16 protein-coding genes are annotated in these 22,336 nt (G+C 71.8%); 10 read left to right on the plus strand and 6 right to left on the minus strand.

Features of this window, described 5'->3' with window-relative positions:
* Window positions 1-67: 67 nt before the first annotated feature.
* From EDD93_RS17630 to EDD93_RS17645, 3 genes are all read left to right on the plus strand, one after another.
* Entirely contained in the window at window positions 68-916 is an 849-nt protein-coding gene (locus EDD93_RS17630; protein ID WP_123526040.1) for a DegV family protein, read from the plus strand.
* A gap of 480 nt (window positions 917-1,396) precedes the next feature.
* Window positions 1,397-2,305 (plus strand): ComEA family DNA-binding protein, encoded by a 909-nt coding sequence (locus EDD93_RS39610; protein ID WP_260255766.1) that lies wholly within the window; start codon window positions 1,397-1,399, stop codon window positions 2,303-2,305.
* Window positions 2,302-5,061, plus strand: coding sequence for a ComEC/Rec2 family competence protein (locus EDD93_RS17645; protein ID WP_123526042.1), 2,760 nt, complete (start codon window positions 2,302-2,304; stop codon window positions 5,059-5,061). The genes EDD93_RS39610 and EDD93_RS17645 overlap by 4 nt, the downstream gene beginning before the upstream one ends.
* 147 nt (window positions 5,062-5,208) lie before the next feature.
* Here the strand turns inward: EDD93_RS17645 and EDD93_RS17650 are convergent, their stop codons facing one another.
* Window positions 5,209-5,664: a pyridoxamine 5'-phosphate oxidase family protein gene (locus EDD93_RS17650; protein WP_123526043.1), complete on the minus strand. Its 456-nt coding sequence runs from the start codon at window positions 5,662-5,664 to the stop codon at window positions 5,209-5,211.
* A 371-nt stretch (window positions 5,665-6,035) separates the two neighbouring features.
* On the opposite strand from EDD93_RS17650, the gene EDD93_RS17655 reads away from it, so the two are divergent.
* Together EDD93_RS17655 and EDD93_RS17660 are read left to right on the plus strand one after the other, a co-directional pair.
* A complete protein-coding gene (locus EDD93_RS17655) occupies window positions 6,036-6,866 on the plus strand; it encodes an arylamine N-acetyltransferase (RefSeq protein ID WP_123526044.1) in 831 nt (276 codons plus the stop codon).
* A gap of 187 nt (window positions 6,867-7,053) precedes the next feature.
* Complete coding sequence (locus EDD93_RS17660) at window positions 7,054-7,947, plus strand: YceI family protein (RefSeq protein ID WP_123526045.1); 894 nt, start codon at window positions 7,054-7,056, stop codon at window positions 7,945-7,947.
* Between the two features lie 106 nt (window positions 7,948-8,053).
* On the opposite strand, the gene EDD93_RS17665 is transcribed toward EDD93_RS17660, so the two are convergent.
* Window positions 8,054-8,629: an antibiotic biosynthesis monooxygenase gene (locus tag EDD93_RS17665; protein WP_148083873.1), complete on the minus strand. Its 576-nt coding sequence runs from the start codon at window positions 8,627-8,629 to the stop codon at window positions 8,054-8,056.
* Between the two features lie 113 nt (window positions 8,630-8,742).
* Complete coding sequence (locus EDD93_RS17670) at window positions 8,743-9,006, minus strand: hypothetical protein (RefSeq protein WP_123526047.1); 264 nt, start codon at window positions 9,004-9,006, stop codon at window positions 8,743-8,745.
* A 63-nt stretch (window positions 9,007-9,069) separates the two neighbouring features.
* On the opposite strand from EDD93_RS17670, the gene holA reads away from it, so the two are divergent.
* Window positions 9,070-10,056 carry a DNA polymerase III subunit delta gene (gene holA / locus EDD93_RS17675; RefSeq protein WP_123526048.1) on the plus strand — a complete coding sequence of 329 codons (987 nt, stop codon included), beginning with the start codon at window positions 9,070-9,072 and terminating at the stop codon, window positions 10,054-10,056.
* A 354-nt stretch (window positions 10,057-10,410) separates the two neighbouring features.
* Here holA and rpsT read toward each other — a convergent pair whose 3' ends face one another.
* Window positions 10,411-10,677, minus strand: a complete 267-nt coding sequence (gene rpsT, locus EDD93_RS17680) for a 30S ribosomal protein S20 (protein ID WP_123526049.1) — start codon at window positions 10,675-10,677, stop codon at window positions 10,411-10,413.
* 238 nt (window positions 10,678-10,915) lie between these two features.
* Between rpsT and lepA the strand changes: the two genes are divergently transcribed.
* From lepA to hemW, 4 genes are all read left to right on the plus strand, one after another.
* Window positions 10,916-12,790 (plus strand): translation elongation factor 4, encoded by a 1,875-nt coding sequence (gene lepA / locus EDD93_RS17685; protein WP_123526050.1) that lies wholly within the window; start codon window positions 10,916-10,918, stop codon window positions 12,788-12,790.
* Window positions 12,791-13,085: 295 nt separating this feature from the next.
* On the plus strand, window positions 13,086-14,975 hold the full coding sequence (locus EDD93_RS17690) for a long-chain fatty acid--CoA ligase (protein WP_123526051.1): 1,890 nt from the start codon (window positions 13,086-13,088) through the stop codon (window positions 14,973-14,975).
* Window positions 14,976-15,267: 292 nt separating this feature from the next.
* Window positions 15,268-17,175, plus strand: coding sequence for an ATP-binding SpoIIE family protein phosphatase (locus EDD93_RS17695; RefSeq protein WP_123526052.1), 1,908 nt, complete (start codon window positions 15,268-15,270; stop codon window positions 17,173-17,175).
* An 87-nt stretch (window positions 17,176-17,262) separates the two neighbouring features.
* A complete protein-coding gene (hemW, locus tag EDD93_RS17700; RefSeq protein WP_185092355.1) occupies window positions 17,263-18,495 on the plus strand; it encodes a radical SAM family heme chaperone HemW in 1,233 nt (410 codons plus the stop codon).
* 28 nt (window positions 18,496-18,523) lie between these two features.
* Here hemW and EDD93_RS17705 read toward each other — a convergent pair whose 3' ends face one another.
* The gene (locus tag EDD93_RS17705) at window positions 18,524-21,388 is read right to left on the minus strand and encodes a hypothetical protein (protein ID WP_123526054.1); all 2,865 of its coding nucleotides are present in this window, start codon (window positions 21,386-21,388) and stop codon (window positions 18,524-18,526) included.
* A 116-nt stretch (window positions 21,389-21,504) separates the two neighbouring features.
* Window positions 21,505-22,323: a DUF3097 domain-containing protein gene (locus EDD93_RS17710; RefSeq protein WP_123526055.1), complete on the minus strand. Its 819-nt coding sequence runs from the start codon at window positions 22,321-22,323 to the stop codon at window positions 21,505-21,507.
* Between the last annotated feature and the right edge of the window lie 13 nt (window positions 22,324-22,336).

Below are 22,336 nucleotides of genomic sequence, written 5' to 3' on the forward strand. Positions count from 1 at the left end.
ATCGGAACTGATCAATCGGTCGGGGTCGGACTGCCGAGCCACCGCCCCGGAAGGTAACCTCCCGCTCATGTCCCGCCATGTCGCGATCGTCACCGATTCAACGGCCTACCTGCCGCCCGAGGCGATGGAACGGCATGGCATCACCGCGGTGCCGCTGACCGTCGTCCTCGGTGACCAGGCGCTGGAGGAGGGCACCGAGATCTCGGCCCGCTCCCTCGCGCTGGCGCTCCAGAAGCGCCGCCCGGTGACGACCTCCCGGCCCAGCCCCGAGGTGTTCGCCGCCACCTACCGTGCGGCCGCCGGCGCCGGGGCGGCCGGCATCGTCTCGCTGCACCTGTCCGGGGAGTTCTCCGGCACGTACGACGCCGCCGTGCTCGCGGCGAAGGACGCGCCCGTGCCGGTGCGGGTGGTCGACACCGGGATGGTCGCTATGGCCCTCGGCTTCTGCGCGCTGGCAGCGGCGGAATCCGCAGATGCGGGCGGAAGCCTGGACGATGCGGTGGCGGCGGCCGAGAAGCGTGCGGAGGCCACGTCCGCGTACTTCTACGTCGACACTCTGGACTATCTGCGCCGCGGCGGCAGGATCGGTGCCGCGCAGGCACTGCTGGGCTCGGCCCTGGCAGTGAAGCCGCTGCTCCAGCTGGACGGCGGCCGTATCGAACTGCTGGAGAAGGTCCGGACGGCCTCGAAGGCCATCGCCCGGCTCGAGGAGATCGTCGCCGAGCGGGCGGGCAGCGGGCGGGTAGACATCGCGGTGCACCACCTGGCGGCCCCGGAACGGGCGGAGCGGCTGGCTGAGCGGCTGGCCGAGCGGGTTCCGGGACTGGTGGATCTGCATGTCAGCGAGGTGGGCGCGGTGATCGGGGCGCACACCGGTCCTGGACTGCTGGGAGCAGTGATCTCACCGCGCTGGTAACCGTGGCTGGTCTCCCGGGGGATGTCACCGCACCGGTTTCACGCACGGGGTTCACCGCACCACGTACGGGGTTCACCGCACCACGTACGGGGTTCACCGCACCACGTACGGGGTTCACCGCACCACGTACGGGGTTCACCGCACCACGTACGGGGTTCACCGCACCACGTACGGGGTTCAGCGGACCGGTTTCACGCACGGGTTGCATCGCGCCGGTGTCACCGTCCGGAGTGGTGGAGTTATCCACAACCGGCGGGTTTTCCACCATAATTGGGTACCCTCAGCGGGTTCCGGCGGAAGTGCCTAGCGTCATGAGGCATGGCTTCCCGATCACATCGTGCAATCAGCGGACCCGGCCGCGTTCCCGCCTCGGACGGGCGTGCCGCCCGGAGCAGTGCGGGTTCCGGACCGGGCCGGCGGCGACACGCACCGGACCGGTCCGCCGCCGCAGCGGCCTCACGCTCCCGCGCGGACGCGCTCATGGCGGGCGGATACGGGCCGCCGGGCGCCCGGCACGCGGTGGCCCGGCACGCGGTGGGCACGGACCTGGGCCCAGCTCCGGCTCCGGCCACGACTCAGTCCCGGGCCGACAACGTGGTGGAGACCGCCGCCTCGGACCCACCGGTCGAGCCGGCGCCGAGTAGGGCACCCGAGGGGTGGTGGGCGCGCACGGTCCCCGCGCTCCGGGAGCGGCTGCCGATGTGGGTGCAGCTCAGATGCGGTCTGGAACCACGGGCCCTCGCCGCACTCGCCGTTGTCCTGGTGGCGGCTGCGGTCTTCGCCGGGATGCACTTCTGGTCCGCGAGCCCCGAGGGCGTCCGCGCTCCGGATCCCGTCAGCGCGGCCGGGCACGCGCCGGTGCCGCAGGGCGACGCCGCCCCGGCGACCGATGGTTCCGGTACACCCGAGCCGTCCCCGGGGTCGCCCGCCGTCGCAGGCGCCGGTGGGCGGATCGTGGTGGACGTGAGCGGGAAGGTGCGGCGGCCCGGGATCCACCGGCTGCCGTCGGGTTCCCGGGTCACCGACGCGCTGGAGGCGGCGGGCGGGGTCCGGCCCGGCGTGGATCTCGACGGCCTCAACCGGGCCCGGGTGCTCGTGGACGGTGAACAGATCCTGGTGGGCGTACCGCCCGGCACGGTCGCCGCAGGCGGTACGGGTGGCGCCGGCCCGGGTCCGACGGCCACGGGCGCCACCACCGGACCGGTGAGCCTCAACAGCGCGACCGCCGATCAGCTCGAAACCCTGCCCGGAGTAGGACCCGTCCTCGCCCAGCACATCGTCGACTACCGCGCCCAGCACGGTGGTTTCCGGTCCGTCGACGAACTCCGGGAGGTCACCGGGATCGGCGACCGCCGGTTCGCCGACCTTCAGCCCCTGGTGCGACCGTGAGCGCCGGGGACGTCCACACGGCGTCGGGGCGGCGGCTCGGGGCCGCCGATCCCCGACAGGAGGGGCCGCCCGATCTGCGACTGGTTCCCCCGGCCCTCGCGGCCTGGGCGGCGGCCGCGTTGACGGTGGGAGCGCCGGGCCGGTGGGTGGCGGTGGGGGCGGTCCTCTGCCTCGGAACAGCCATGGTGCTGCTGGCCGTGCCTGGAGGACGACGGTCCGTGCCTGGAGGATCACGGCCCGTGCCAGATGGACCACGGCCCGTGCCAGGGGGACCACGGCCCGTGCCGGGACCACGGCCCGTGCCGGGACCACGGCCCGTGCCGGGTGGACCACGGCCCGTGCCGGGTGGACCACGGCCCGTGCCAGGGGGGCCACGGTTCGCGCTTGGTGGACCAGTGCCTGTTTCTGGAGGCCCGCCTGTGCCGGGGTGGTCTCCGCCCCTCCGTTCCGTGGGCCTCCTTCGACGGCGCGGGCACACGTCGGGCGACGGGCGGTGGCGTCCGCACGCGACGGCCGCGGCGGCGGTGCTGCTCTGCGCGGCCGCCGGGGCGGCGTCGGCCGGGCTGCACAGCGCAGACACGCGGCAGGGGCCGGTACCCGGGCTGGCCCGGCAGTTCGCGAGGGTCGAGGCGGAGGTCACGCTCACCTCCGATGCCCGGCAGACCTTCCCCCGGGTACGCGGCGACCACAGCACTCCCGCCGCCCTGCTCCTGGACGCCGAGATCACCCGGCTGCTGACAGGGCCCGGTGGGTCGGCCGCCCGGCTGCGCACGCCGGTCCTGGTCATCGTCACACCCGGCGGCGCGGCGGAGCAGTGGCAGCGGCTGCTCCCCTCCACCCGGTTACGGATCAGCGGCAGGCTGGCGCCCCCGCTGCACGACGGGGAGCGGGCCGCCGCGGTCCTTCGCCCCGCCGGGAAGAGCCCGCCCCGCATCACCGGCCCGCCCACGCTCGTCCAGCGCACGGCGGGCGGGCTGCGCGCGGGGCTGCGCACCGCGACCGAGGGGCTCGGCCCCGACGCGCGGGCGCTCCTGCCCGGACTGGTCGTCGGTGACACCACCCGGGTCACGGCGGAACTGCACGAGGCGTTCCGGGCGACCGACCTCACCCATCTGATGGCGGTCTCCGGCGCCAACCTGGCGATCCTGCTCTTCCTGCTCATCGGGCCGCCGGGCAGCGCCCTGCGGGCCGAACGCCGCGGACTGGCACCCGGGCTGGGGATCTCGTTGCGGATGACCGCCCTGCTCGGCGGCGGACTCACACTCGCGTTCGTCCTGGTCTGCCGGCCCGAACCCAGTGTGCTGCGGGCCGCGGCCTGCGGACTGATCACGCTGCTCGCCATCGGCACCGGGCGGCGCAGAACACTGATCCCCGCGCTGGCCGCCTCCGTTCTGCTGCTGGTGCTCTACGACCCCTGGCTGGGGCGCAGTTACGGATTCGTCCTGTCGGTACTGGCCACCGGAGCGCTCCTGACCATCGCTCCGCGGTGGAGCGACGCGCTGCAACGGCGCCGGGTGCCGCCCCGGTTGGCCGAGGCGCTGGCTGCCGCGGCGGCGGCGCAGGCGGTGTGCTCGCCCGTTGTGGTGCTGCTGGCCTCCCGGGTGAGCCTGGTGGCCATCCCGTGCAACCTGCTGGCCGAGTTTGCGGTGGCACCGGCCACGGTGCTCGGGTTCGCGGCGCTGGCCCTGGCCCCGGTGGCCATGCCGGTGGCCGAACTGCTCGCCCGGGTCGCGGGGTGGCCGGCCGGGTGGATCGCCTCGGTGGCCCGGACCGGGGCGGCGCTGCCCGGTGCGGAGATCGGCTGGCCCGACGGGCGGACGGGCGCGCTGCTGCTGGCTGCGCTGACCGGGCTGCTGGTGTTGTTCGCCCGCCGGATCGGACGCCGGCCCTGGGTGTGCTGCGCGGCGGCGTTGCTCCTGGTGCTCGCGGTGGTGCGGCCGGTGCCGCTGACCCGGGTGCTCACCGGATGGCCGCCGCCCGGCTGGGCGTTCGCGATGTGCGACGTGGGCCAGGGCGATGCCCTGGTGCTCGCGGCGGGGCCCGGCTCGGGCGTCGTCGTCGATGCCGGTCCGGATCCCCGGCTCGCCGACCGATGCCTGCGCGACCTGGGGATCACCCGAGTCCCGTTGCTGCTGCTGTCCCATTTTCACGCCGACCACGTCCGAGGTCTGCCCGGTGTGCTGCGGGGCAGGGCGGTGGGCGCCATCCAGACGACGAGCCTGGACGAACCGCCCGAACAGGCCGTGTTCGTCACGAGAACCGCAGCCGCGGCCCGGGTGCCCGTGGTGCGGGCCGTCCCCGGAGAGCGACGCCGGATCGGCACGCTGGACTGGCAGGTGCTCTGGCCGGTGGGCAGTGCGACGGCGGGCCGGACGGCCGGGCCCCTGCCGCAGGGGCCGAACGATGCCAGCGTCACCCTGTTCGTGCGGACAGGCGGACTCACCCTGCTGCTCCCCGGCGACCTCGAACCCCCGGCTCAGCAGAGCCTGCTGCGCAGCTACCCGGCCCTCCCTCAGGTGGATGTGCTCAAGGTCGCCCATCACGGCTCGGCGTATCAGGACGCAGCCCTGCTGCGGGCCGTGCATCCCAGGTTCGCCCTGGTCAGCGTTGGCCGGGACAACCCGTACGGTCACCCGGCCGCCGGCACGGTCGAGGTGCTCAGAGCCGGGGGAGCGGTGGTGCTCCGTACCGACAGGGACGGTGCGATCGCGGTGACGGGCGCCGGGCGGGGGCTCCGGGCGGTGGGCCGCTCATGACCCGTCACACAGCTCAGCGGCCGTCAGCGGTGCGCCGGTTCGCGGCGCACGCGGTCCAGCCGTCCCTCACCGGAGGCAGGTGGCAGGTACACCGTGTCGCGCTCAATCCAGCCGTCCCTCACCGGAAGCAGGTACACCGTGCCGCGCTCAGTCCAGCCACTGCCCGTCGGCCATCAGGTCACGGCCCCGCTGCTCGTTCGCCTCGCGCCACGCCCTGACCGCTGTCGGGGTGAAGCGCAGGTACACCCAGGCGGGGCTGTTGCGCAGGTCCCAGTCGAACCTGGCGGCGAACGCGTTGCCCGACTCCGGGGCGAGGTCAGCCCCTTCGATCACCTCGGCCGTCGCCTCGATGAGGACCACGTCGCGGGTGTGGCCCAGCGCTATCCGGGCCTGCCCTGCCGGTGTCACGTTGACTGCGGTGGGGTTGGTGCGCCGGGTGGCCATCAGCAGCGTCCCCCGGTCCCATACGAACCACAGTGGCACCAGGGTCGGTATGCCGTCCGGCGAGGCGGTGGACACCCACGCGTCCTCGTCCTTCTCCAGGCGGTCGAGCACATCCTGCTTGCGTTGCTGCCGGCTGCGGGCCGGCTCGTGCTTCGTCATGTCCGGCACGCTAACCAGCGTGCCCGGCGCCGCGCCTCGGCCAGCGGTCCTAGGTCGTGTCCGCAAAGTCCCGCCTCATCCGCGATGCCTGGTACTTCCCCCAGCTCTCGGCTTCTTTCGAGCAGGGGAGGCCCCACCTCTCGCCGCGTTGTCGGTCTCGCCCTCGTACACCCAGTACGAGGGCGATGCTCCGCCTTGCGACTGCACGCACCAGACGCCGCGGACCAGACGCCGCGGACCAGACGCCGCGGACCAGACGCCGCGGACCAGACGCCGCGGACCAGGCCCTCCGGGCGTACCGGGGCTTTACGGACACGACCTAGGACCACCGGCTCATGGCGGGGCGCCGCGCCCCGGGACAGACTGCTGGGATGGACCCGCACCTGCCGCACACCGTCGACTCCTACCTGGCACGCATCGGCGCCACCAGGCCCGGCCGGCCCGACGCGGCGTCACTCCGTGAGCTGCAACTGCGCCACCTCACCGCCGTGCCCTTCGAGAACCTCTCGATTCATCTCGGCGAGGACATCGTGCTGGAGGAAGGGTCGCTCCTCGACAAGGTCGTGGCCCGGCGCCGCGGTGGGTTCTGCTACGAACTCAACGGAGCATTCGCCGCGTTGCTGCGGCAGCTGGGCTTCGACGTCACGCTGCTCCAGGCACGGGTCCACGGCGGGGACGGGAAGCTCGGCATCCCTTACGACCATCTGGCGCTCCGGGTGGAGACGGACGACGGAACCGGCCCGTGGCTCGCGGACGTCGGCTTCGGTGACCACGCCCAGCAGCCGCTCGCACTCGACGATCGCAGCGACCAGGACGACCCGCGCGGCACCTTCCGGATCAGGCAGGCCACCGCGCAGGGCGCTGAGCACTACGGGGACGTCGAGGTACTGCGTGACGGAGCGCCGCAGTTCCTGCTGGACCTGCGGCCCCGGGCGCTGGCGGACTTCCGGGCCGGCGCCTGGTACCACCGCACCTCGCCCGACTCCGGCTTCACCCGGTCCCCGGTCTGCTCCCGCTTCACCACCACCGGCCGGATCACGCTCAGCGGCCGGCAGCTCGTCACGACAATCGGTGCCGAGCGCCACGAGACCCCGCTGGGGAGCGACGACGAGGTGCTCGCCGCCTACCGCGAGCATTTCGGGCTGCACCTCGACCGGCTGCCCACGGCCCGCGGGAGCGGCACTTCCACGTCGGACGGGTGACGCGCGCGGGCGGGGCGGTCAATTCGGACCTTCGGTAACACCTCGGTCCAAGCGGCGGCGAGATGCTCTGTTTGCCTCGAACGCCACAAGGGTGATCGAATGCGTGATCGTCGGCGGGCCGCTGCTCCGACAACGAAGTCCAGCCATCCGGCCCCAAGGTGAATGTGCCCCCGGGGAGTACGTGAAGATGTTCGGCCGCTGGTTCGGAAGCATCGGAAACAAGGGAGCGAAGGGTGCCGCGCACGGCAGCACCCTCGCCGGATTCGCGCTGCCTGACTCGGCCGGAGTCCTCAGCTGCCGGGTGCTCGACCCGGTCGGTGAGGCTGTGCGGCGGGCCGAGTTCGGGGTCATGGACGCCTCAGGACGCAAGATCGTCGCCGGTGAGACGGACCCGTACGGCAACGTCCTCGCCACGGTTCCGGCGGGGGAGTACCGGTTGGCTGTCACGGCTGAGGGCTTCACTCCCTTCCATGGTTCGGTGTCGGTGGCCGGAGGCGAGCGCTCGGGTCCGGGCGAGGTGACCCTTCAGGCGTCCGCGCCCCCGCAGTTGCCCGACGCGGGTGAGTGGGAGATCGAGCCGATGCACTCGCAGATCGGCTTCACGGCCCGGCATATCGGGATGGCCCGGATCCACGGCCGGTTCAACACCTTCGCCGGTGCGGTCCGGATCGCGGACCGCATGGAGAACTCGGCCATGCACGTGATCATCGACGCCGCCTCGATCGACACGAACGTCCAGATGCGCGACGACCACCTGCGCTCCGGTGACTTCCTGGACGTCGGCCGCTACCCGACCCTGGAGTTCTACAGCGACCGCTTCGTCCACCGCGGCGGCACCCGCTGGGGGGTGAGCGGCGCGCTCACCCTGCACGGCGTGAGCCGTACGGTCACGCTGGACACCCAGTACCTCGGCCTCGGCAACGGCCTGGAGGGCGAGACACGGGCTGCCTGCCGGGCCAGCACGGAACTGCACCGAGAGGATTTCACCCTCACCTGGCAGACCATGCTGGCCCGTGGGATAGCCGTTGTCGGCCCCAGCATCTCCATCGACATGGACATCCAGATCGTCCCGAAGGGCTGACCCCCGATGCCCCGTGCGGGGCGCCTCTTGCGCGGCGTCCCGAGCCCGGTGTCTTGAAGCCGTTGCGTTCTGGTGCCCCGCGCGTCAGCATTCCGGGCGCAGGAGGCTAGGGCCTGTCGTCGGAGAGCGAACGGTAAAGCGTGTACCGCTTGTGGCTGAGGCCTCCGGTGGCGGCGGCTTCATGGGAGGCGGCGTCGTTCCATTCCGCAACCACCGTTGCTCGCTCACCGTCCGACGTGAGGTGGACGTGCTCCGCGAGCAAGCCCGGCGTCGGCGGGACGGTGGCGTTCACATCGTCCACCGCCATCGTGCTGACCACGAAGAGGCCGGCCGGCCGTTCCGCGTCATGCACGATGCTGCGGGTGAGGCGTGTCCGGACCAGCCCGGGGCGCTCGATACCGGGCACGAGCGTGTCGACGCGGCTGACTGCTCCGGCACGGTGGGCGCGGGCCCACGCCAGATGGTCCTCATCGCTGGACCACTGCGCGTAGAAGAGGAGACCGGTGCCATCGGTAGACAGGAAGATGTGCTGAGCCAGCCGCCCGGAGGGCGTCTTGGCCGCCGCCCACTCGTCCATCAAAGCGTCAGCGGCCGAGCGGGACCGCTCGGTGGTGCCGGTCAGCCACTCACTCATCAAAGCTGTTCCGGCGGCAGGGCGAACGAGATCCAGAAAGCGTGTCATGGACGTTGACCCTCAAGCATCAAGCGCACTTGAGGTCAAGCCGCACGCATAGTTACTGCACGCGTAGTTGTTGAGAGCGGACCACAAGCGTCGAAGCATCCCCTTCGACGCCCCTAGGGGGTCTCCAGCCACCCCTCGTACTCCGCGGCGAACCCGTCGAGGGCCGCGGCGTCCAGCCGTCGGTCCGGGTCCTCCACGACCACCAGCCACTGGGCGTCCTCGGCGTCGTCCTCGCCGGCCAGGGCGTCGCGCACGAGCTGCGGCGCCTCGGCGACCCCGAACCGGTCGGACAGCTCGTCCGCCACCTCCTGCGCCGTGTCGCGGTCGGGCAGCACCAGTACATGTCTCACATCGCTCACCCGCCCATTCTCCGGCATGGGCAGCGGTGCCCCGGCAGTGGCCGGCCGGGCTGTCAGTGGCCCGTGGGATGCTGGACGGCGATGGCCACCAGAAGGAATTCCACCGACGACCCGCTCGCCCCGCTCACGCTCGCCGTGGGCCAGGAGGACCTGCTCCTGGACCGCGCCGTGCGGCAGGTGGTGGCCGCGGCCCGCGCCTCCGACGCCGATACGGACGTCCGGGACCTCACCTCCGACCAGCTCCAGCCGGGCACGCTCGCCGAGCTGACGAGCCCGTCGCTCTTCGCCGAGCGCAAGGTGGTGATCGTGCGCGGTGCGCAGGACCTCTCCGCCGACACGGTCAAGGACGTCAAGAAGTACCTGGACGACCCGGTCGAGGAGATCACACTCGTGCTCCTGCACGCGGGCGGCGCCAAGGGCAAGGCTCTGCTGGAGGCCGCGCGCAAGGCCGGGGCGCGGGAGGTCGCCTGCCCGAAGACCACCAAGCCGGCGGAGCGGCTCTCCTTCGTGCGGGGTGAGTTCCGGGTGCTGGGGCGCTCGGCCACCCCCGAGGCGTGCCAGTCGCTGGTCGATTCCATCGGCAGCGATCTGCGGGAGCTGGCCAGTGCGGTCTCGCAGCTCGTCGCGGACGTCGAGGGCACGATCGACGAAGCCGTGGTCGCGCGCTACTACACCGGGCGCGCCGAGGCGTCGAGTTTCACGGTCGCCGACCGGGCGGTCGAGGGCCGGGCGGCGGAGGCGCTGGAGGCCCTGCGCTGGTCGCTGTCGACCGGAGTGGCGGCCGTCCTGATCACCAGCGCGCTCGCGCAGGGCGTGCGGGCGATCGGCAAGCTGTCGTCGGCACGCGGGGGCCGGCCGGCGGATCTCGCCCGTGAGCTGGGCATGCCGCCGTGGAAGATCGACCGGGTGCGTCAGCAGATGCGCGGGTGGACACCGGACGGGGTCGCGGTGGCGCTGCGGGCGGTCGCGGAGGCGGACGCGGGGGTCAAGGGGGGCGGGGACGATCCGGCGTACGCGCTGGAGAAGGCCGTGGTGGCGGTGGCACGGGCCGCACGGGCGGGGCGCTAGCTGTCGGGCGGGGCGGCGGCGATGGGCCCGGCTCGGCCTCGCGCGGGCCTCGCGCATCGTCCCCAGTCGCCGGACGGACTCGATCCTGCCCGCGCGAAGCCCGCGCTAGACCCGCGCTAGACCCCGCCAGGCCCCGCGAAGCTCGCACGAGGCTCGCGCACGATGCGCGCCTGCCGACCGCATGACGAAGGCCCCTGTCGTCGCCCTGGGGAGGGTGACGACAGGGGCCTTCGGTCTGTGCTTGGTGCGCCGCACCCGCGTGGCGAACGCAGGTTCGGTGTGCGGCGCGGGGTGCCGGTCGGGAGCGGGAGAGAGGGCCCGCTTGGTCCCGTTCCGGCGATCACATCAGAATGCTCAGCCCTGGAGGGTGGCAACCTTGGTGGCCAGCGCCGACTTCTTGTTGGCGGCGGCGTTCTTGTGGATGACACCCTTCGAGACAGCCTTGTCGAGCGCACGGGAGGCGTCGCGGACGGCCACAGTGGCCTTCTCGACGTCACCCGCGACGACGGCCTCGCGGGCCTTGCGGACTGCGGTCTTGAGCGACGACTTGACGGCCTTGTTGCGCAGGCGCGCCTTCTCGTTGGTCTTGTTCCGCTTGATCTGGGACTTGATGTTCGCCACGAAAGAGCCTTTTCAGGTTCGTTGGATCTTCGATGTGCGCCCTGCGGCCGGAAAGCCACGAGGCACAGCTGTCCACGGTAGCAGCCGCGCTCCGACCGGCCCAAACCGGTCTCCGCTCCGCAGGCGTGGGACGATGGGAGCTACGTACAGATCCGAGTGCAGATCCGAGTACAGATCCGACCCGACCCGACATCGACCCGAGACACGGCGTTCGGCGTCTCAAGAATCAGGACCCTGCGTGCCCGCGACTCCTCTCCACGTGCCCGAGCCGAGCCGTACCGACCCGGCGCTGATCCGCAATTTCTGCATCATCGCGCACATCGACCACGGCAAGTCGACCCTTGCCGACCGGATGCTCCAGCTGACCGGTGTGGTCGACCAGCGGCAGATGCGCGCTCAGTACCTCGACCGGATGGACATCGAGCGCGAGCGTGGCATCACCATCAAGTCCCAGGCGGTACGGCTGCCCTGGGCGCCCACCGCCGGCGAGGGCCAGGGCAGCACCCACGTCCTCAACATGATCGACACCCCGGGGCACGTCGACTTCACTTATGAGGTCTCGCGCTCGCTCGCGGCCTGCGAGGGCACGGTCCTGCTGGTCGACGCCGCGCAGGGCATCGAGGCCCAGACCCTCGCCAACCTCTACCTGGCGATGGAGAACGACCTCACCATCGTGCCGGTGCTCAACAAGATCGACCTGCCGGCCGCCCAGCCCGAGAAGTTCTCCGAGGAGCTGGCCAACCTCATCGGCTGCCAGCCCGAGGACGTGCTCAAGGTCTCCGCCAAGACCGGTGTCGGGGTGGACGCGCTGCTGGACCGCGTGGTCAGGGACGTCCCGGCGCCGATCGGCAAGGCCGACGCCCCGGCCCGCGCGATGATCTTCGACTCGGTCTACGACTCGTACCGCGGTGTCGTGACGTACGTCCGTGTCGTCGACGGCTCGCTGAACAAGCGCGAGCGGATCCGGATGATGTCGACCGGCGCCACCCACGAGCTGCTGGAGATCGGCGTCTCCTCCCCGGAGATGACGCCGTCCGACGGCATCGGCGTGGGTGAGGTCGGCTACATCATCACCGGCGTGAAGGACGTCCGGCAGTCCAAGGTCGGTGACACCATCACCTCCCTGAACAAGGGCGCGACCGAGGCGCTGGGCGGCTACAAGGACCCCAAGCCGATGGTGTTCTCGGGTCTCTACCCGCTGGACGGTTCCGACTACCCGGACCTGCGCGAGGCCCTGGACAAGCTCCAGCTCAACGACGCCGCCCTGGTGTACGAGCCGGAGACCTCCGCGGCGCTCGGCTTCGGCTTCCGCGTCGGCTTCCTCGGCCTGCTCCACCTCGACGTGGTCCGCGAGCGGCTGGAGCGTGAGTTCGGCCTCGACCTCATCGCCACCGCGCCCAACGTGGTCTACCGGGTCGAGATGGAGGACGGCAGCGAGCACACCGTCACCAACCCGAGTGAATTTCCCGAGGGCAAGATCGACAAGGTGCACGAGCCGGTCGTCCGGGCCACGGTCCTGGCGCCCAGCGAGTTCATCGGCGCGATCATGGAGCTGTGCCAGCAGCGCCGCGGCAGCCTCCTCGGCATGGACTACCTCTCCGAGGACCGGGTCGAGATCCGCTACACCCTGCCGCTCGCGGAGATCGTCTTCGACTTCTTCGACCAGCTGAAGTCCAAGACCCGCGGCTACGCCTCGCTCGACTACGAGCCCACTGGTGAGCAGTCCGCCGACCTGGTCAAGGTCGACATCCTGCTGCACGGCGACAAGGTCGACGCGTTCTCCGCGGTGACGCACAAGGACAAGGCGTACGCGTACGGCGTCCGGCTCGTCGCCAAGCTGCAGAAGCTCATCCCCCGGCAGAACTTCGAGGTGCCGATCCAGGCGGCCATCGGCTCCCGGGTCATCGCCCGTGAGACGGTCCGAGCCATCCGCAAGGACGTCCTCGCCAAGTGCTACGGCGGTGACATCTCCCGTAAGCGGAAGCTGCTGGAGAAGCAGAAGGAAGGCAAGAAGCGGATGAAGATGGTCGGCAACGTGGAGGTGCCGCAGGACGCGTTCATCTCCGTACTGTCGACCGACGAGTCCGCCGGGGACGGCAAGGCCAAGAAGTGACCCTTCCGCGCGCCCGCCGACCCTACTGATCGGTAGACCCATGGGCCCCCGCATCGCAGAACGCTGCGGCGCGGGGGCCCGTTCGTTATGAAGCGGGGTTCGATTGCCCCTTACGCGGCGGACGCGGGCGCTCTACCCTGATCACGACTTCGTAGTTACTCGTGAGTTAAACAAGCAGGATCAAGCACCAGACACAACAAGCACCAGACACAAGCGGAGAGCAAACCCACACGCGGAGAGCGAACCGCGAACCAGCAGCCGGTCGTGAAGCACTGCCGTAGGCCCGGAGGATGTCGTGAGCGACGCACAGACCATGATCGAGAACCGTCCGCCGTCCGTGGCGACCCTCTTCATCGACCGGGTGGCCGCCACTCCGGACGCGGAGGCTTACCGCTACCCCGTCCCCGCGGCCGGCGGCGGGGGCGCCGACGAGTGGAAGTCACTCAGCTGGGCGCAGGCCGCCGAGCGCGTGTACGCCATCGGGGCCGGGCTGATCTCGCTCGGAGTGCTGCCGGAGGAGCGCGTCGCGCTCGCCGCCAGTACCCGGGTCGAGTGGATCCTCGTCGACCTCGGCGTGATGTGCGCGGGCGCCGCGACCACCACGATCTACCCCTCCACCAACGCCGAGGAGTCGGCGTTCATCCTCTCCGACTCCCAGAGCCGGGTGCTGATCGCCGAGGACGCCGTACAGCTGGCCAAGGCCCGTGAGCGCCGCGCCGAGCTGCCGGACCTCGCCCACGTCGTCGTCATCGACGCCGAGGGCGCCGGACCCGCCGAGGGCGACCCCGAGGGCTGGGTGCTCACGCTGGCCGAGCTGGAGGCCCGGGGCACCGAGCACCTGGCGAAGAACCCGGCCGCGATCACCGAGCGGGTCGACGCGATCACCGCCGAGCAGCTCGCGACCCTCATCTACACCTCCGGCACCACCGGCCGCCCCAAGGGGGTGCGGCTGCCGCACGACAACTGGTCGTACATGGCCAAGGCCACCGTCTCCACCGGGCTGATCACCAAGGACGACGTCCAGTACCTCTGGCTGCCGCTCGCGCACGTCTTCGGCAAGGTCCTCACCTCCGGCCAGATCGAGGTGGGACACGTCACCGCCGTCGACGGCCGGGTCGACAAGATCATCGAGAACCTGCCGGTCGTCCAGCCGACGTACATGGCCGCCGTCCCCCGCATCTTCGAGAAGGTCTACAACGGCGTCGCGGCCAAGGCCCGCACCGGCGGGGCGGCCAAGTACAAGATCTTCCAGTGGGCGGCCGGGGTCGCCCGTGAGTACGCGAAGGTCTCCCAGGACAACTTTCGCCGCACCGGCACCGCCTCCGTGCCCTTCGCGCTCGGTGCCAAGCACAAGGTCGCCGACGCTCTCGTCTTCGCCAAGATCCGTGAGGCCTTCGGCGGCCGGCTGCGTGCCTGCGTCTCCGGTTCAGCGGCCCTCGCGCCCGACATCGGCTTCTTCTTCGCGGGCGCCGGCATCCACATCCTGGAGGGTTACGGCCTCACCGAGACCAGCGCCGCCTCCTTCGTCAACCCGGGCGAGTCCTACCGCACCGGCACGGTCGGCAAGCCGCTCCCCGGCACGGAGGTCCGGATCGCGGACGACGGGGAGATCATGCTGCGCGGTCCCGGCCTGATGCAGGGCTACCAGGGGCTGCCGGACAAGACCGCCGAGGTGCTGGAGGCCGACGGCTGGTTCCACACCGGCGACATCGGCGAGCTGTCCGTGGACGGCTACCTGCGGATCACCGACCGCAAGAAGGACCTGATCAAGACGTCGGGTGGCAAGTACATCGCGCCGGCCGAGGTCGAGGGCCAGTTCAAGGCGGTGTGCCCGTTCGTCTCCAACATCCTGGTGCACGGCGCGGACCGTAACTTCTGCACCGCGCTGATCGCCCTCGACGAGCCGACCATCCTGGGCTGGGCCGCCGAGAACGGCATGGAGGGCAAGTCGTACGCGGACGTCGTGGCCGCCCCGCAGACCGTCGAGCTCATCGACGGCTACGTGAAGCGCCTCAACGAGGGGCTCCAGCGCTGGCAGACCATCAAGAAGTTCCGGCTGCTGCCGCGCGACCTGGACATCGAGCACGGTGAGGTGACGCCCAGCCTCAAGCTGAAGCGGCCCGTCGTCGAGCGCGCCTACAAGAACCTGATCGAGGACATGTACGCGGGCTCCCGCGAGGCCTGAGAGCGGCCTCCGCACCGGCCCCTGCCGGGTTCCCACCTGCCCGACGACGGGTTTCGGCCGTCCCGGCACCGGGTTCAGGCCGGTCGGCCCCCGCGCTCCGGCGCGGGGGCACGGACATTGCTACCGCACCCGCTCCGGCGTGCGCTCCGGCGCTCGCTTCTCCGCTCACTTCGGTAACTCCGCGCGTGTGGGGTTGGCCGATCTGTCACTCTGTCCCTTGTCGTCAGCGGCGCAAGTGCGAGAACAGGCAGAGCGAGAACAGGTCAGGAGCCGCCCGGTGGGGTCCATTCCCTTGCAGCGGGACATCGTGCAACGTCCCGGAACCAGTGCCGCGTCCACGGGCACCCAGCCGGTCGCCCGTACGAGTCTGCCCGGGAACCTGCTCGCGCCCGCAGCTGCCCGGCGGTTCGTCGCGGCGGCGCTCGCCGAGTGGAGCGGCCTCGGCCTGCCCGCAGCGGTGGGGTTCAGCGACCGGCTGTCCGACGACGCGGCGGTGATCGTCAGCGAACTGGTCACCAACGCCGTCGTGCACGCCGGGACCAACGTCGAACTGCTCTTCCGGCTGGAGGAGGCGACCGAGGACGAGGCCTCCGCACTGGTGCTGGAGGTCTCCGACCACCACCCGGCCCGCGCCGTGCGCAGCGACGGCAGCGAGAGGGACGCCGGGCCCGAGGGCGCGGGCGGACCGGGGGAGCCCGCCGAGTACGGGCGCGGACTGGAACTGGTCGCCACCCTCTCCGAACGCTGGGGCATCACCTACCGCACCGGCCTCAAGACCGTCTGGGCCAGGCTCCCCGTCGACGACTGGAACCCCTTCGCGGACGCCCGCACGGAACCCGGCTTCCAGCAGGGTCTGCGCGCCGCCGAACTCCTCGCCCCCACCGCACGGCGCGCCCTGCGGGACGACGCGGACTGGGCCGGTCGCGGCGCGCTCTCGTTCCTCGCGGAGGCCTCCGACCTGCTCGCCGGGCAGCTCGACGAGGACATCGTCGCCGCGCTCGCCGGACAGTTACTGGTCCCCAGGCTCGCCGACTGGTGCGCGATCTGGCTGGAGCCGGAGAGCGGCGGCCGGGCCGCCGTCCCCCGGCTCGCCAAGGTCTGGCACATCGACGAGACCCGCACCGACCCGCTCCGCGAGGTGCTGGAGGGCGACCCGCTCCGGCTCCCCGAGCGGGTCGGCACCGGACCCGTCTCGATCCCGTGGCCCGGCAGCGCGGAGGACGCCGAGCCGGCGGACGGCAGCGACGGCGTCGCCCTCGCGTACCGGATCACCTCCGGCGGCCGCAACCTGGGCGCCGTGCTCGTCGGCCGCGAGGGCATCGCCCGGGTCCCCGACGAGGTGACCGCCCTCATAGAGGACTTCGTGCGCCGGGTCGGTCTCGCCGTCGGCGCGGCCCGCGCCTACACCCGGCAGGCCACCATCAGCCGCATCCTGCAGCGCGGACTGCTGCCCAGCAAGGTCGCCGACATACCGGGAGTGGCCAGCTCGCTGGTGTACGAACCCAGCGACGACGGAGTGGTCGGCGGTGATTTCTACGACATCTTCCCGTGCCCGAACGACCGCTGGTGCTTCGTCCTCGGCGACGTCCAGGGCAGCGGCCCCGAGGCCGCCGTCGTCACCGGTCTGGCCCGTCCCTGGCTGCGCCTGCTGGCCCGCGAGGGCTTCCAGGTCGGCGAGGTGCTGGTCCGGCTCAACCGGCTGCTCCTCGACGACGCGATGGAGGCCGCCGAGGCGGCCGCGCTGATGGTCGCCGCCGCGGGCGGCCAGCAGTCGGCGGAGAGCGGCCCCCGCTTCCTCTCGCTGCTGTACGGGGAGCTCGTACCGCTGCCGGACGGGGGCGCGCGCTGCACCCTGGCGAGCGCGGGCCACCCGCTGCCGCTGCTGCTGCGCCCCGACGGCACGGTGCGGATCGCCGCCGAACCACAGCTGCTGCTCGGGGTCGTCGACGACGCGACGTACGAGAGCCAGAGCTTCGACCTGGCCCCCGGCGACAGCCTGCTGTGCGTCACCGACGGGGTGACGGAGCGGCGCTCGGGCCCGGTGATGTTCGACGACGGCGACGGCCTGGCGCAGGCGCTGGCCGACTGCACCGGGCTGACCGCCGAGGGGATCGCGGACCGCATCAACCAGGCGGTGCACTCCTTCGCGGAGCGCCCGCCGGACGACGACCTGGCGCTGTTGGTCCTCCAGGCTCTCTAGGGCCTGTCGTCAAACTGCTGTCTGCCGGGGCCGGGCAGGAATCCGGGGTGGCGTCCGGTCGCCGGGAGGCGCGCGACAATGGACGGTATGCCTTCCGTACTGCCCGATGGTGAGCCCGTGCCCGACGACGGGGCGCTGCCCCGCCATGCCCTGGAAGGCGCCGCCGGCCGGCCGCTCGGCTTCTACCTGCATGTGCCGTACTGCGCGACCCGCTGCGGCTACTGCGACTTCAACACCTACACCGCCACCGAGCTGCGCGGTTCCGGGGGCGCCCTGGCCTCCCGGGACAACTACGCCTCCCACCTGATCGGTGAGGTCCGCCAGGCCCGCAAGGTCCTCGGTGACGACCCCCGGCAGGTCCGCACGGTCTTCGTCGGCGGCGGTACGCCGACGCTGCTGGCCGCCGCCGACCTCGTCGCCATGCTGGGCGCGATCCGCGAGGAGTTCGGCCTGGCGGACGACGCCGAGATCACCACCGAGGCCAACCCGGAGTCGGTCGGCCCGGCCTACCTGGCCGAGCTGCGCGAGGGCGGCTTCAACCGGATCTCGTTCGGGATGCAGAGCGCCCGGCAGCACGTACTGAAGATCCTGGACCGCACACACACCCCGGGCCGCCCGGAGGCCTGTGTCGCCGAGGCGCGGGCGGCCGGCTTCGAGCACGTCAACCTCGACCTGATCTACGGCACCCCCGGCGAGTCCGACGACGACTGGCGCGCCTCACTGGACGCGGCGATCGGCGCCGGGCCCGACCACGTCTCCGCGTACGCCCTGATCGTCGAGGAGGGCACCCAGCTGGCCCGCCGGATCAAGCGCGGCGAGATCCCGATGACGGACGACGACGCGCACGCCGACCGCTACCTCATCGCGGACGAGGCGATGGCCGCGGCGGGCTTCTCCTGGTACGAGGTGTCGAACTGGTCCCGCACACCCGAGGGCCGCTGCCTGCACAACGAGCTGTACTGGCGCGGCGCCGACTGGTGGGGCGCCGGGCCCGGGGCGCACAGCCACGTCGGCGGCGTGCGCTGGTGGAACGTGAAGCACCCGGGGGCGTACGCGCAGGCACTGGCCGAGGGGCGTTCGCCGGGCGCGGGACGCGAGATCCTCTCCGCGGAGGACCGCCGCGTCGAGCGCATCCTGCTGGAGCTGCGGCTGGCCGACGGCTGCCCGCTGTCCCTGCTGGCCCCGGCGGGGCTCACGGCCGCCCGGCGGGCCGTGGACGACGGTCTGCTGCAGCCCGGCCCGTTCGCGGCCGACCTGGCCGTGCTGACCCTGCGCGGGCGGCTGCTGGCCGACGCGGTGGTGCGGGACCTGGTGGACTGACGCGGCCCGGCCGGCCCCGGCCGGGATCTCACCCCACCGGGCAGCCGGCCGGGGTGAGCTTGTCGGCACCGGCGGGCCGGCCGCAGATCACCCTGCTGTGGATCCGGCCGTCCGGATAGGTGATCTCGACGACGTCGAGACCGTGGCCGGCCTGGGCCTCGTACGGGATGAAACCGCGGAAGGTGACGGTGCCGGTGGGCATCGACTGAAGGTTCACCGCGTACAGGTTCGCCCACGTCTCGGCGGCGCTGTTCACCTTGTCGTTGTGGCTGGCGGCGTCGTACAGGGCGGCCGTCGCGTTGTACGAGATCACCGACTGCCCGCTGGCGAAGAGGCCGTCCTCGTACGGCCTGGCGGCCGGCAGCCGGGGCAGGGTCCCGCCCGCGGGCAGCAGCCCCTCCAGGGTCCGGTGCGCCTCCGCGTAGAAGCCGCCGGCCCGGCCTCGGCCCATCGGCGCGAGCGCCGTGTGGTAGAGCGTGACGTCCTCCGCGAGGTCGGTGCTGTCGTCGAAACGCGCCTTGGTCAGATCGTCGCCTGTGAAGACCGTGATCGGCTTGCCCGCGCAGCCCTGGGCGAGCCGGCCCATCAGGTTGTTGACGTCCTCGACCCGGCCGGCGAAGTACAGGGCGTCCGGCGCCGGGTCCGCCTCGCAGATCTTCTGCACCGGCTTGTCGAGATCGGCGCTGTTGCGGCGGCCGAGGCCGTACTCGGCCAGCTCGGACAGCTTGAACCCGGCCTTCTTCAGCATCGCGTCGCCCACCTCGCGCTGCTCCTTCGTGTAGCGGTCCTTGTCGTTGTTGCCCAGCTTCCGGGAGAGCACGAGGGCCCGGGGGTGCGCGGACTTCCCGGCCACCTGCCGCGCCACCAGACCCATCGCGTCCGCCTGCTCCTCGTCGGTCGCAGCGATGCCGAAGTAGTTCGAGTAGCTCCTGGCCAGGTAGCCGCCGGAGTTGGTCGTGTCCACCACCGGGAGACCGGCCTCCTGGAGCAGCCCGGTGGCCAGCGGACTGTCGGTCGTGTCGCGCCCGAGCCCGATCACACCGACGACCGTGGGGTCCTCCCCGGCCACCTCGATGATCTTCCTCACCGCCGGTATCTGCTGGAGCATGTCCTGCCCGCCGTTGGCGGTCAGCACCTTGAGCTTGACGGAGAAGTCCAGCTTGTTGGTGTGGTGCTGGTACAGGTACACACCTGTCAGCTCCTCCAGGGCCTTGCGGGTGCCCTCCGTGGACGTGGCGGTGAAGGGGCCCGCGTAGATGACGGTGACGTAGTCGTCCCCGGGCGCTATGCCGGCGTTCTCCTCCTCCACCGCCCGCTCGATCCGGTCGAACGTGAGGCCCTTGCCGGAGCCGGCCAGCGACAGGTCGTTGCCCTTCGCGAACCGCACCTGCGTGGTCGTCGACACGCCTATGCACTCCTTCGGCCCGCCGCCGGGGCCCGCGAGCCTCACCGAGGCGGTGTTCACGTCGGTGAGCGGACCGTGGCAGTACCGGTCGGCCAGCCGGCTGCTCACCAGGAAGGTCGCCAGCAGGGCGCCGACCAGCAGGCAGGCCAGGGTCGTACGCGACATCACCCACCAGACCCACGTCCTGCGCACGCGCTCCGTGACCAGCTGCGCGTGCGCGTGCTCATGGGTCAGCTGCTCGGTCGAGAGCGGCAGCCGCAGCACCCAGGCGAGGGTGGCGGCGGCCGTCGGGGACTGGCCGATGCTGAGATGGCTGATCCAGTTGTCGTAGCGGGCCCGCGCCGCACCCGTGTGCGTGGGCAGCGGATCGGCGGGCAGCGGCGGGGTGTGCCGCAGGATCTCGGCCGCCGGCAGCGAGGCCAGGAGCAGCAGCGGATCGACCTCGCTGCGCCGGGAGCGGACGTTGTTGATGGCGTTGACCAGCTGGATGCCGCCGTTGCTCTGGCAGGCGGTGGGCAGGAACACCACCGGCGGTACGGTGCGCTTCCCGCGCCGCCAGTCCAGCGCGTGGGGGCGGTAGTTGTTCCGCAGGTCCTCCAGCAGCGCCTGGACCCGCAGCTCCAGGTGGAACTGGCGGGACTGCTCGTCGCCCGCCGCGGCGTCGGCCACCCGCCCGGCGACCACCGAGGCCCGGACCCGGATGACCCGCCAGGACCCGCTGGGCGAGAACCGGGACCAGCCGTCGGACGGGTAGCCGGTACTGGCCGCCGCCAGCGATGAGGTGGTCGCGAACCACCTGCTGGCCCGCCGCAGCCACAGCAGCGGGGGCGCCGACGTCGTCACCAGCCGCACGACTGCGAGCCCCAGCACCGCCGCGACGGCCACCAGGGTCGTGGGCACCCAGCCGATCTCGCCGAGCAGCACACCGAGCACCGCGATGACGACGGCCCCGAGGAACGTCTCCGGCCGCACCGACTCCCTGAACGCGCCCAGCCAGTTGCGCGGTCCGTGCCGGCTGGCCCGCCAGCGCAGCGTGCTCAGCTGCTCCAGGATCCGTATCTCGCGCTCCTCGGGCGTGCCGCCCCGGTCCGGCTCCCGGATCACCGACGCGGTGGCCTGCTCGATGGCGCCGAGCAGCCGCGAGCGGGGAAAGGCGAAGGGCTTGTACTGCGAGCTGCTCCGGGTCTCCCACGGCTTCTCGGTCAGCGTGCGGACCATGTCGAGGGCCGCCTCGTACGGCGTCTCGCCACGGCCGGCGAGCAGTTTCAGCGGCACCCGGCGCAGCTGATTGGCGTGGTGGATCTGGCGCACGATCTGCTCGACCCTGGCATCCACGTCGGGCGGGACGTCGGCGTCGGCGGCCTGGAGGACCACCAGCGGCATCACCGGCCGGTTGTCCCGGTACCGGTCGATGAGCTGCTGCACGAAGTGGAAGACGGCCGAGGCCGCCTCGTTGTCCGCACTGTCCCGCCATACCTCGCGCGCCATCGCCCCGTGCCTTCCCTCGCGAAAAGAGCCAGGAAACACTCAATAACCGATGATGCGTGCGAGGCGCAGGCAATTGTAGGGATCAGCCCGGGATTGGCGGGAAGACCCGCCGGACATCAGGCGGGAAGCGTGACGAAGTCAATCAATTCCTCTACGCGGCCCAGGAGTTCGGGCTCCAGGTCCCGGTAGGAGCGGACCGAGGCCAGAATGCGCTGCCAGGCCGCACCGGTGTTTTCCGGCCATCCCAGTGAACGGCACACCCCCGTCTTCCAGTCCTGGCCGCGCGGCACCACCGGCCAGCCGTCGATCCCCACGGACGACGGCTTCACCGCCTCCCACACGTCGATGTAGGGATGGCCGACCACCAGGACGTTCCCGTCCGAGATCTGCGCCGCGATACGGGACTCCTTGGAACCCGGCACCAGATGGTCGACCAGCACGCCCAGGCGCGCGTCCGGGCCCGGGGAGAACTCGCGCACGATCGCCGGGAGGTCGTCGATGCCCTCCAGGTACTCCACGACCACCCCCTCGATCCGGAGGTCGTCGCCCCAGACCCGCTCGACCAGCTCCGCGTCGTGCCGGCCCTCCACGTAGATCCGCCCGGCCCGCGCCACCCGGGCCCGCGCCCCGGGGACCGCCACCGAGCCCGAGGCCGTACGGGCCGGCCGGACGGGGCCGCCGGCCGACGGCCGCACGAGCGTCACCACCCGGCCCTCCAGCAGGAAGCCGCGCGGCACCAGCGGGAAGACCCGGTGCTTGCCGAACCGGTCCTCCAGGGTCACCGTCTGCCCCTCGGCCGTCTTCTCGCAGCGGATCACCGCACCGCAGAAGCCGGTGACCGCCTCCTCCACGACCAGATCCGGATCGGCGGGCACCTCGGGGGCGGGGGCGGACTTCTTCCACGGCGGGGTCAGGTCCGGCTGATAGCTGCGCATCGCACGACGATAG

Source organism: Streptomyces sp. 840.1, assembly GCF_003751445.1.
GTDB lineage: Bacteria > Actinomycetota > Actinomycetes > Streptomycetales > Streptomycetaceae > Streptomyces.

Excerpts from the sequence above, each read along its gene's own strand:
- EDD93_RS17655 (WP_123526044.1), top strand. The coding sequence starts at position 6,036 with ATGGACCCGCACCTGCCGCACACCGTCGACTCCTACCTGGCACGCATC.
- EDD93_RS17710 (WP_123526055.1), bottom strand. The coding sequence starts at position 22,323 with ATGCGCAGCTATCAGCCGGACCTGACCCCGCCGTGGAAGAAGTCCGCC.
- EDD93_RS17665 (WP_148083873.1), bottom strand. The coding sequence starts at position 8,629 with ATGACACGCTTTCTGGATCTCGTTCGCCCTGCCGCCGGAACAGCTTTG.
- EDD93_RS17660 (WP_123526045.1), top strand. The coding sequence starts at position 7,054 with ATGTTCGGCCGCTGGTTCGGAAGCATCGGAAACAAGGGAGCGAAGGGT.
- holA (WP_123526048.1), top strand. The coding sequence starts at position 9,070 with ATGGCCACCAGAAGGAATTCCACCGACGACCCGCTCGCCCCGCTCACG.
- EDD93_RS17705 (WP_123526054.1), bottom strand. The coding sequence starts at position 21,388 with ATGGCGCGCGAGGTATGGCGGGACAGTGCGGACAACGAGGCGGCCTCG.
- hemW (WP_185092355.1), top strand. The coding sequence starts at position 17,263 with ATGCCTTCCGTACTGCCCGATGGTGAGCCCGTGCCCGACGACGGGGCG.
- EDD93_RS39610 (WP_260255766.1), top strand. The coding sequence starts at position 1,397 with ATGGCGGGCGGATACGGGCCGCCGGGCGCCCGGCACGCGGTGGCCCGG.
- EDD93_RS17630 (WP_123526040.1), top strand. The coding sequence starts at position 68 with ATGTCCCGCCATGTCGCGATCGTCACCGATTCAACGGCCTACCTGCCG.
- EDD93_RS17670 (WP_123526047.1), bottom strand. The coding sequence starts at position 9,006 with ATGCCGGAGAATGGGCGGGTGAGCGATGTGAGACATGTACTGGTGCTG.
- EDD93_RS17650 (WP_123526043.1), bottom strand. The coding sequence starts at position 5,664 with ATGACGAAGCACGAGCCGGCCCGCAGCCGGCAGCAACGCAAGCAGGAT.